The following is a 10,209-nucleotide window of genomic DNA, read 5'->3' as shown; positions in this document are numbered from 1 at the left end:
TGTAACATTCTTAGGCTTACGCATTTGTATTGCAAATTTTCTATACTCATTTCCTACAACTTCATAACCTATCTTTTCTAATTCCTCTGCGTTTCTATAAGCATCTTTCAAATCATATTCTCTTATCTCAACATATTGATATTTTAAAAAATCAAACATAAATTCTCCTATTTTCCACAAAAGCAAGTCTCATATTCGCTAAACTCATTTTCATTAAATAACAAACCTTGCTTACTCTGCAATTCAAACTCTTTTTCATACTGCCCTAGAAACTTCATTTTAAAGCTTTTATTCACACAATCTAGGCTTATTGCTTTTAGCTCCCAATGCTTCATTAACTCCCATTCCTTTGGGTAATGTTTATAAAGATTATAAAGACTAGCCTTGCTTTGCTTAGGACAGAGAAAGCACCCTGTTCTTTGAAAATGATTATAAAGCGGATTCATTATCTGCCTCTCTTTTAAAAAATCGCTTACTTCCTTTTCATTAAAGCCCCACTCATGCAAAGGATATTTAGCTATTGCATAATCTAAATGACTAACCCTGCCATTTTCTACTTCATTGTATGTATAGCCGATTAATGCAGTTACTCTAAACTTATCTTTGCATTTATCCTTTACAAACTTCATAGTAGGTTTAATCTTTGTTTCTCTCGTGCAGTAATCACGCCCTATTAATCTAGGAATACCCCTTTTTAATGTCGCCCTTTCCCCTATCTCAATAGGTTTTATAAAAGCCCATTTCTCAAATATTGTATATTCATCATCTGCATTTTCCTTGCCACCTTTATTTAGCCATGTAATGCTTTTATTAAAGTTTCTTTGCAAGTATAAATCTAGCTTTTCTATATACTCATACATTGCAGGAAACTCAAAGCCTGTGTCGCAAAAGAGAATATAATCAATATTATTTCCTAACTCTAAATACCTTATAACCATAGCAGTGGAATCTTCGCCACCGCTTAAATTTGCAATTGTTAGCATTTATTGTCCTTTCTTTAAAATATTTAGGGAATAATAAACTGCTTAGCAGGAATTATAAAGGGGGTGTTTTTAATGTATTTTTTTTGCTTGTTTTATCGCATATCACTTGTGCTGAGTTGTAATTGCTTTTTTGCTTTGTTTAATTCTTGGTTTGCTTTATCGTTTTTGCTTTGTTTATCTTGTTGATTGCTTTTGTCATTTTGCCCTTTATTGTCATGTTCGCCCTTTTCCTTGTCATGTTGAGGCAAAGCTGAATCCTGCATTTGTTGCATTTCTTTACTTTGGGCTTGTGCTAATTGCATTGTAAGTTGTGCCTGTGCTTCAAGCTTCATAGCTTTGGCTTCTAATTCTCTTATTTGTGCTTGTAGTTGTGCTAGTTGGATTTGTTCTTGTTGTTGTGCTTTTTGTGCTTCTGCCTCTGCATTTTGTGCCTGACTTTGCTCACTTTGTGCTAATACTTCTTGCACATCTGTAACTACACTTGAGTCTGTATCTTTTAGCATGATTGGCAATAAACTTGTTACAATATCTGGTCTCATCTGTGAAATAGTCTTTATAATCTCTGCCCAGTGTGCAAATCTCTCTTCCCTTCCTGTTTGTTTTAATTGTGTGGTATAGATTAAATCATATTCGCCCACTTCTATCGTATTACTTTCATTTGTATTTATCTCAAAATATCGTGTAATATTCTTTTCATCTGTGATTCTAAAAAGTTGTGGTTTTGTGTAATAATACTGCACTAAATCGATAAATTTCTCATATAAGATTCTATCGCTTATATCACTCTGCATTACATAGTTTTGTAATCCCATAAGCCCTGCATCTCTTCTTTGTGCGATAGCTACCCCGCTTTGTCTATTTGTCGCCATGCCTAGTGCTTCTTCATTTAAACCGCTTAGAATTTTAGCTAGATTTCTTTTTTCGTTTGTCTTTTGTGTGAGTTGTGTTATCTGTGCGTTATGCTCTATGAAGTGTATTTTATTCTCTCTTAGGGCTTGATCTCTCACTCTAATAACGACATTGTCATCAGCAATTTTATCGCTAAAGTCTTCTAGATCAATTATAGCACTCTCTTCTACAAAAGCTTTTACACTTCCGCCTAGCATATTTGCCATTCTATTTTCAGCGATGTTTATATAATCTTGTATCGGCTTTAAATCCCTAAAGATTCCATACCATATAAAATTATGGTCTTGTTGAAACTTTGATACTACAAAAGGGTGTGCGCCATTTTTAAAGGGCTTTTCTTCGTATTTATAAACATACCCTTTTGTATGCCATAAATACCTATTCCATACCCCGCCCTCTTTTATCCAGCTTTCAATAATCATCGCCCTTTTATCGTTTTTATCTATTTCAAAATCTACTTTTATATTTAAATCTAGGCTTTGGGCTTCGTTTATATTTAAAATCTTATGAAACCTTGTAGAATCAAGTGCATTTAAATCAGTGCTAAACTTATCTACAATAAAGCTTTCAGTTGGTATGTGTTTAAGCGTGATTTTATTATTCTTATCTCTATCCTTTGTAACCCATAATTCTAGAATCCCCATACCAAACAATAAATCCCTATCCCTTAAATGTATTTCTCTATCATAAACCTTACTTTGATTAAAACTTCGTATAATTTCTTGTAATAAATCTGCTTTTTGCCTTGTGGTCTCTGTCCTGCCAAAAACTCTTACCTCCTGTGTGCTTTGTATTTTATAGCCTAAAATCTTATTGACAATCATTTTATAAATGTTTTCAATGATTGGGGCTTGTCTTCTCTCTGCTAGAGTTGCTAGGGCTTCTTGTGGGAGTTGTTGTCCGTGATAGTATTTTACTGCTTCTTTGTATTCAAGTAGGGATTTTGTGTTAGCATCTTTGTCGGCGTTAAAGATTTCTGTGAGTTGGGTGGTTGTTTTCATAGTATATCCTTTTTTAAATATTCTTGCGTTGTCTTTTGGACGCTTTTAAGTGAGTTATCGTTTTTTATTGCAGTCGTGTATGTTTAATACACTCCTTTATAAAAAACTCAACAACACTTAAAATCGCCTCAAAATACTGCCGCATTCTTAGTTCCTTTTTTTTGTTCTCACAACAAACCTTAAAAAGCTGGTTTGTTTGCTTTGTTATGTTACTTTTTTTCCTTGTCATGTTGAGGCAAAGGCGAAACATCTTTACTTGCATAAAGGTTAGATTCTAGGGTTTGCGAACTTGCAAACTAGAGACTTTAAAGCGTGAAGTATTTTGAGGCGATTTTGCTTAGTGTGCAAGTGCCAAGTCTCGTGCGTGATTGATTTTTAGTGAATTTTTGCGGTTTTCGAGTGAAAGGCGAAGGGAGTGTATATTAAATACATGACCGCAGACTTTTACGCAGAATCCGCAAAAAGTCGCAAAAAGCAACACGCATTCTAAACTAACTCCATACTAGAGCCTTATTATCTATCCCATCACCTTGCGGTCGCCCTGTTGTCGCTTTATTCTCTACTTCTTTTATTTTCTCTTGCAACTCATTTAATGCGTTCTCATTATCTTGTATAAATGTATCTAGCTTTTGTGTTTGCTTATTTATCTCATCTGTATTTGCCTGTATAAGTGTTTCTAGTGTGGCTTTTAGATTCTGTAAGTCTGTGATATTATGATTATTATTTAAATCTCTTAGAATCTCATTTTTTACATTCTCTAACTCTTTTTGTATATGCGTTTGCAAAGTAGGGCTAATTGTGCTTTGAGTTAGCTCTTGTATTAAATCTTGTTTTGCTTTCTCTTTTGCTTGTTCTAGATTTTGCTTCAAAGATTCTAATTCCTGTTTTTTTATCTCTAATTCCTCTTTTGCTAGGGCAAGTTTTTCTAACTCCGCTTCAATGTCGCTTTCTTGTTTAAGTGCATCTAGGGCATCTTGTATTTCTGTGAAACCGCTTTGAATACGCATAAAAGCAATATGGGCTGCCGCTTCTGCTTCAGCCCTCAACAACTCATCATTCTTTAATATCTCTTTTGCCTTTTCTTTCAAGGCAAGTGCTACGAAATCTTTTACTACCGCATGACTTAGCTTCTCTTGTAATAACTCTAGCCCTAAACTCTCAAACCGCTTTATGACTGCCTCATTTGCAATTAAAGCGTTTAATATCGCCTCTTGTGTGAGATTTGTAACAAAATAGAGGGCTACTTGCTTGATACTTTCTTCTGTTATAGAATCTTTTTCTAGCAAAATGCGTTCTGTTGTGCTTTGTGTAACTATGCTTATAATCTCTTGTTTTAGTGATTCTGTATCAAAGCTATTATGAAGTCTCTCTAAAATCTCTTGTAACATAGAGTCTTTATGCGATTTAATATAGCTATCAAACTCTAGCAAAACGATTTTACACGCCTCCCTAAACGCTTCTTTTTCCCTGTCTAAATCATTTATAAAAGTTTGCTTTGTTTCTAGTATATTTTGCTTCAAAGATTCTATATACGCATTTAAGTCCTGTATTTTATTTTCTGCGTTAAATTTCGTTTCATTGATATATAACAAAAAGTCGTTTTTAATCCCTGCAATCGCTTCTTTTAACTCATTTTTTAAGCCCTCTGCATTGACATTATTTGCTACAAACTCGCTTATTTTTGTTTGCAACTCTTGCATTAATACTTCATTTAGGGATTGTTGCTCTAGGGCGGCTTTTATCACTTCATTTAAGTCGATTTGACTTTGTAAAAGCTGTATTAACTCTGTTTTTGTTTCCTCTTTAATGTGTGGCAGGGCTTCTTTTAGATTCTCTTTTAGGGCATTTTGCGTGTTTTCTTGTATGGAATCTATTAGGCTTTGTGTGTTTTTAAGATTGTCTATAATCACATTTAAGTCGATTTCATTATGCAAATTATCTGTTTTTTGTGTGATTATTTCATGTATTTTTGTGCTTACCTCTTGCTTTAGCGTAGCTTTAAAAGTCTCTAAAAAGATATTCGCATTTTTTTCTAAGTCTTGTTGTAACTCTGGCTTTAAGTCTTTTAACTCTCTTTTAACCCATTTTGTAGTAATGTCTTGGTATTCACTTGCTTCGCTTTCTAGCTTGTTTTCTAGATGTCTTGTAGCCCTTTCTAAATCGCTTTTTAACTGCCTGCTTACTTGTTGCAAATCTTTATAAAGTGTTTCATAAAGCTCGGTGTTGTCTTGTGTGTTTAGGGTGTTTAGTTGGTTTTGGAGTTGGGTTAGTTTTTCAGCGAGTAACATGTTTTATCCTTTTGTTTTAATCTTTTCTTTGTTGTAGCTTTCATCTTGGAAAGCTTTGTTTGTTTGCGTGGTTTGTTTCCGCATTCTTAGCTCCTTTGTCGCTTGTTTGCTTTTGGCTCTTTGCTTGTCATGTTGCTTTTCCTTGTCATGACAAAATATCCAACAATTAAAGCATATCTACGCTGTAAATTAAAGGGGTTATTTTGTAGTCTTTTTGCCTGTTCTGCAAAACTCTAAATCATGTTCTATAAACTTATAATATGCCCTTAAATGCGTTTGAAACTCTGTAAAGTCGTTATAATCTTTTGCTTGTGGTTTTATTCTCTCTGGAATCTCGCATTTTGTAGGGATTAAAACCTCTTTTATAACGACTTTTTCTGCACATGCTATAAAAAATAAAGGAATTGCAACTAACATTAAATATTTCATTCTGTATCCTTTAGGGCAATAGCTACTTTATTTGCTCTTTATATTCTGTTAAAGGGACTCTATTTTCATGCTTACTTATTCCGCTTAATTCTTGTTCGATTCGATTGTAGCTACTATTATAAAGCTTAATGCAGCCATAAGTCTGGTTTATATCATATAGTTTAACAAAGTTTTCAATCTGTTCTCTTTCCTCATAATCGCTACTTTTATGCTTTTCATACTGCATAAAATAATCTAGGTTTTCAATCTGTATTTTATGAAATATAGGCTTTGTATGCGGTAATAACTCAAATTCTATCGCCCCACTTCCTTGCATAACATAAAAAGGTGTATCATTAAATATATAACTTTCATTCACCTTTAAAAGCTTTGTTCCTGCCATTATGATGCTTATTTTATGTTTGTGGGTTATGTAGCCGTCTTCGTTAAAGATTACCATTCGATACATTTTATTCCTTTTTAAAAGCTTTCATCTTGGTTATACATTTAAAAGATTTTAAAATTTTTGAGTAGTCACATACGCAAAGTATGCTCCTACCCAAAAATTTTAAAAAACTATTAAAGCTATAACGCAATCTTAAAAAGCTGGTTTGTTTCCTTTGTCGCCTTTCCTTGTATGTTGAACGCTTTAGCGTGAAACATCTAACCCTTTTGCAAATAAAGAGATGTTTGGGCTAAAGCCTCAACATGACAAGTATTTCTAAGCTAGATTCTAAGATTTGCTAACCGCAAACTAGAAACTATCCGTGCGAAAATCTTTTTAGCATAATAGCGTGATTGATTTTTAGTGAATTTTTGCGGTTTAGAAGCTGAAATATGAAGGAGTGTATAATTAATACATGACTGAAATATTTCACGCAGAATCCGCAAAAAGTCGCAAAAAGCAACACGCTAGTTAAATTCTTATATTCTTAGTCGATAAACTCTGCTTCTCTTGCGCCCTATTTAATTGTGTCCTTAACTCATCTTTTAAATCTACAAATAAAGCCTTAGCGTTTTTAATATGCTCTATTGGTTTATCCAGCATAATAAAAAGACTTAATGTCGCCCCTTGCAATAACGCCCTTAAGAAAAGATGACTTAAAGGGATATCTTCAGCTTCATTATCAACATAAAAGCTTCCTAAAATCTCTAATGTGCCTGTGCTAAAAGGTTCTAGCCTTACGCTTTGCGTGTCTAATACGATTAATTTTGTAGTATTATCATGTATTGCTGTGCTTAATCTTTGCAAAGGGATTACGCTGTTATTAAACTTTGCTTGATAGATATACGCAATATTTTTAATCTTTATTGCTTTATCTGTTTGCAAGGTTTCTGTATGGATACAGACATTTTGTTTAAACTCGCTGATTAAATCATTTGCGCTTTGTATAATCACTTGTTTAATGAGATTTTCACTTAAAGTGCGTGAATTCCCCATTTTTTCCTTTAAAAGCTCAGTTAGCGTTTGGAGTTCTAGCATATAAATCCTTTATAAAGTTGTTGTTTTGGATTTTGTCATTTGTCTTTTTTGTCATGTTGCCACTCTTTGTCATCTTGAGTGAAAGCGAAATACGACAAGAAAAAAGGGCAAAAATTAAAAAAGCCTCAAAACAAATACAAATGAAATTAAACAAGTTTTTTATACTGAAATAAAGGGGGTTAAAAAGATATGCTGTAGAAACATATCTTTAGAAAGGAAGTAAGGAAAAAAAGATTTTAGCTAGGGCATTTACAGCCCCAACTAGAATTATAACAGATTTTAAATGTATTTAAGAAGTTTTTATAAGCTTTAATTATGTGTTTGTAATATAATTTTGCTGCCGCTTGAGTTTGCAGACTTAAGCTTTATTACTTGTCATGCTGAAGGGCTACCTGAAGTATCTCTACTTGCATAAAGGTTAGATGTTTCGGCTAACGCCTCAACATGACAAGGGAGAGTCTCAACACAAGCATTTCTAAAACAGATTCTAAGATTTTGCAGCGTGATTTCTCTGCCTGTTTGCTTTAACTAGATTCTAAGATTTGCGTTATGGCTTTTGTGATTTAAGGAAGTGGAGTAATAAGGACTCTAGCGTGATTGATTTTTAGTGAATTTTTGCGGTTTTCGAGTGAAAGGCGAAGGGAGTTATCTAAACGATAATGACCGAGCCTTGAGCGAATAATCCGCAAAAAGTCGCAAAAAGCATCACGCTAAGCTTCTATGAGTGGTAAATCATGACTTATAACATTATCCTTAACTACAATATAAATATGTGTCTCAATCCATGCCCCCTGAATATTTTTCGCCCTAAATCCTATCTTATACAAGCCCTCTTTATCCTTGCTAAATACCATTACACGCCCTTTTATAATCTCATTATCTAGCATAAATTCGCATTCATTATTACTGAAAATATGCATGCCGTATAATTCTAGCGTTTCGTTTGTTTGTATCTCTTTTTTCACTGCATAAATGAAAATATCTTGACTTCCAGCACCAAGCAGCATAATATCATTACTTCTATTCACTAGATTTTCAATGCATTTATTAAGCTTAGAATCTAGATTTACATCCTCTGTATCTTTGATTTTTGAAATAATATTAATCGCATTGCCTATATGACTATTGCCCTCTTTATCGCTTTGACTTAGGGCGTTTAGATTACTTGCATTTGCGATTACTTGCATTAATTGCGTATAAATATTTGCCCTTTGTATGTTTGCATTATCTATAACGCTAATCTTTGTTACATAGGCTTGAATGACGCTAATTATTGCTTCACTTAATGCCTTTGTAGCTTCTGCCTTTGCCCTTATAACATTTATTTCTAACTCCACCCTTTTTTGATATAAGCTAAATTCTAGCTCTTTTTCTCTTTGCATCATCTCTTGTAGTTTCAAAGCATTATTACATGCAATCTCAAATATCTTTATATCTAGTTGGGCTTTTTCATTTGGGCTTAGATTTACCCTATCTACTTCTTTTAGGAAAAAGGAATTATAGATTTTGTTTTGTATTTCGTTTAGGTTTTCAAAAAATTGATGTGTGTCTAGCATGTTTAATCCTTAATTTATAGATAACAACAAAAAGATATAAAACGGCTTGATTTAATTTGTAGATTTGAAGTATAATTTGTTACCGCTTAAACTACCAACTTAAGCGGTAAATTTCTCTTTTCTAGCAAGAGTTAGAAAGGAGAGTTTGATATGTTCAACAAAGTCATTATAATAGCTTTCTTGCTATTTGTGCTTTTTGTTAGTATCGCATATTAACAAATTCTTTTAAATATTACAAATTGTCACATGCTAGGTATAACAGAAAGGAGGCTTTAAGTTTAACATGTTTTTACAAATAAATCAAAAATCCTTTTTTATTTGGTGTTATGCCTTTATTTCGTTACTTTACTTTGACCGCCCTTGTCATTTTGAGCGTAGCGAAAAATCCCTTTTGCAAATAAAAAGATGTTTGGGCTAACGCCTCAACATGACAAGTATTTCTAAGCTAGATTCTAAGATTTGCAACTTGCAAAGTAGAATCCATTCGCTGACCGCAAACTAGAATCTTTAAAGCGTGAAGTATTTTTGATGAATTTTTGCGGTTTTCGAGTGAAAGGCGAAGGGAGTGTATATTAAATACATGACCGAGCCCTTGAGCGAAGAATCCGCAAAAAGACAAACGCTTACGCTAAAGGGGTTAAGCGAACAAACCCCTTATCCCCACTACTTCCAAAACTCGTAAAATTAATCCGTATGCTATCCCCTGCCCTAAAGAATAATATTATATGCTTTTTCTGTCCCTCTCGTGCGATTTTATAGCTATTGTTATAATCCTGCCAACCAACACCCCGCCAACCTTTCCAAGTAATATCGCCGCTAAAATCTCTATCAACATGCCAATAATACCTATAACGCTTCGTATTAATCCCCTCTAAACTACCACTTCCGCCAACGACTGAAAAATTCTTATCCTTGTGGTTTAGGTTTATAAAATTCCCCCTATTGCCATTTTGTGAGAAGTAGTTATCATAAGCGTTTCCGCTACCATGATGATTCCAAACATAATGCCCCTCTGTAAATGTATGTCTCAAATTCTCGTTTATATCCCCACTTCCCCCCTGCATTTGTGCTAAGAGTAAAAAGCTTCTGCCTGTGTTGTTTGTGATGATGTGTTCTGTGGTTTGTGCTGTGCCGGTGATGAGTTGTTCGGTTACTTGTTGCATTTTAATCCTTTTATATAAGCTTTCATCTTGTGGTAACATTTTAACGATTTACCCTTTTTTATGGACCATAAAAAAGGGTAAAAACATTAAAAGCCTACCATCAATCTTGGAAAGCTAGTTTGTTTCCTGCATGGTTTTAAAATCAAACTAGATCTTTAAAGCGTGAAGTATTTCCCACTTGTTGCCCCAACAGATTCTAAAACTTGCAAATTGCATAATCAAGGCTGAATCTTTAAATTAATAAAATATATCCACACTTCCCCCCGCTCCAATACTTACATTTATGCTAGTCTCACTCTCTGGTATATCTACAATACTAAACTTCATTTCCCCAAACTGCCCATTTCCCCCTGCATTTCCTGCCCCACCTTGTGCGGTTACAAAACTACCAAAAGAAGAGGGTGTGCCTCTTGTTGTA

At 33.9% G+C, this 10,209-nt stretch carries 9 protein-coding genes; all 9 read right to left on the bottom strand.

Annotation, left to right across the window (positions count from 1 at the left end):
* Positions 1–167: 167 nt before the first annotated feature.
* On the bottom strand, positions 168–983 hold the full coding sequence (locus tag T368_RS0110185) for a phosphoadenosine phosphosulfate reductase domain-containing protein (protein ID WP_027338465.1): 816 nt from the start codon (positions 981–983) through the stop codon (positions 168–170).
* A gap of 92 nt (positions 984–1,075) precedes the next feature.
* Entirely contained in the window at positions 1,076–2,893 is a 1,818-nt protein-coding gene (locus tag T368_RS0110180; protein ID WP_004088377.1) for a portal protein, read from the bottom strand.
* A 491-nt stretch (positions 2,894–3,384) separates the two neighbouring features.
* Complete coding sequence (locus tag T368_RS0110170; protein ID WP_004088376.1) at positions 3,385–5,181, bottom strand: coiled-coil domain-containing protein; 1,797 nt, start codon at positions 5,179–5,181, stop codon at positions 3,385–3,387.
* Between the two features lie 198 nt (positions 5,182–5,379).
* Complete coding sequence (locus T368_RS0110160; protein ID WP_004088375.1) at positions 5,380–5,610, bottom strand: hypothetical protein; 231 nt, start codon at positions 5,608–5,610, stop codon at positions 5,380–5,382.
* 22 nt (positions 5,611–5,632) lie between these two features.
* The gene (locus tag T368_RS0110155) at positions 5,633–6,058 is read right to left on the bottom strand and encodes a hypothetical protein (protein ID WP_004088374.1); all 426 of its coding nucleotides are present in this window, start codon (positions 6,056–6,058) and stop codon (positions 5,633–5,635) included.
* Positions 6,059–6,505: 447 nt separating this feature from the next.
* Entirely contained in the window at positions 6,506–7,072 is a 567-nt protein-coding gene (locus T368_RS0110150; RefSeq protein ID WP_004088372.1) for a hypothetical protein, read from the bottom strand.
* Positions 7,073–7,782: 710 nt separating this feature from the next.
* Positions 7,783–8,628 (bottom strand): hypothetical protein, encoded by an 846-nt coding sequence (locus T368_RS16845; protein WP_004088369.1) that lies wholly within the window; start codon positions 8,626–8,628, stop codon positions 7,783–7,785.
* Positions 8,629–9,251: 623 nt separating this feature from the next.
* Positions 9,252–9,791, bottom strand: a complete 540-nt coding sequence (locus T368_RS0110140) for a hypothetical protein (protein WP_004086943.1) — start codon at positions 9,789–9,791, stop codon at positions 9,252–9,254.
* A gap of 237 nt (positions 9,792–10,028) precedes the next feature.
* A partial coding sequence (locus T368_RS15935; RefSeq protein WP_027338534.1) for a hypothetical protein occupies positions 10,029–10,209 on the bottom strand: 181 nt, incomplete at its 5' end.

It is taken from the genome of Helicobacter bilis ATCC 51630 (assembly GCF_000686565.1).
Classification (GTDB): Bacteria; Campylobacterota; Campylobacteria; order Campylobacterales; family Helicobacteraceae; genus Helicobacter_A; species Helicobacter_A bilis.
This window is presented reverse-complemented; position numbering and strand designations above follow the sequence as displayed.

What these genes read in the sequence shown, in the direction of transcription:
- T368_RS0110185 (WP_027338465.1), bottom strand. Translation starts at nt 983, where the DNA reads ATGCTAACAATTGCAAATTTAAGCGGTGGCGAAGATTCCACTGCTATG.
- T368_RS0110180 (WP_004088377.1), bottom strand. Translation starts at nt 2,893, where the DNA reads ATGAAAACAACCACCCAACTCACAGAAATCTTTAACGCCGACAAAGAT.
- T368_RS0110170 (WP_004088376.1), bottom strand. Translation starts at nt 5,181, where the DNA reads ATGTTACTCGCTGAAAAACTAACCCAACTCCAAAACCAACTAAACACC.
- T368_RS0110160 (WP_004088375.1), bottom strand. Translation starts at nt 5,610, where the DNA reads ATGAAATATTTAATGTTAGTTGCAATTCCTTTATTTTTTATAGCATGT.
- T368_RS0110155 (WP_004088374.1), bottom strand. Translation starts at nt 6,058, where the DNA reads ATGTATCGAATGGTAATCTTTAACGAAGACGGCTACATAACCCACAAA.
- T368_RS0110150 (WP_004088372.1), bottom strand. Translation starts at nt 7,072, where the DNA reads ATGCTAGAACTCCAAACGCTAACTGAGCTTTTAAAGGAAAAAATGGGG.
- T368_RS16845 (WP_004088369.1), bottom strand. Translation starts at nt 8,628, where the DNA reads ATGCTAGACACACATCAATTTTTTGAAAACCTAAACGAAATACAAAAC.
- T368_RS0110140 (WP_004086943.1), bottom strand. Translation starts at nt 9,791, where the DNA reads ATGCAACAAGTAACCGAACAACTCATCACCGGCACAGCACAAACCACA.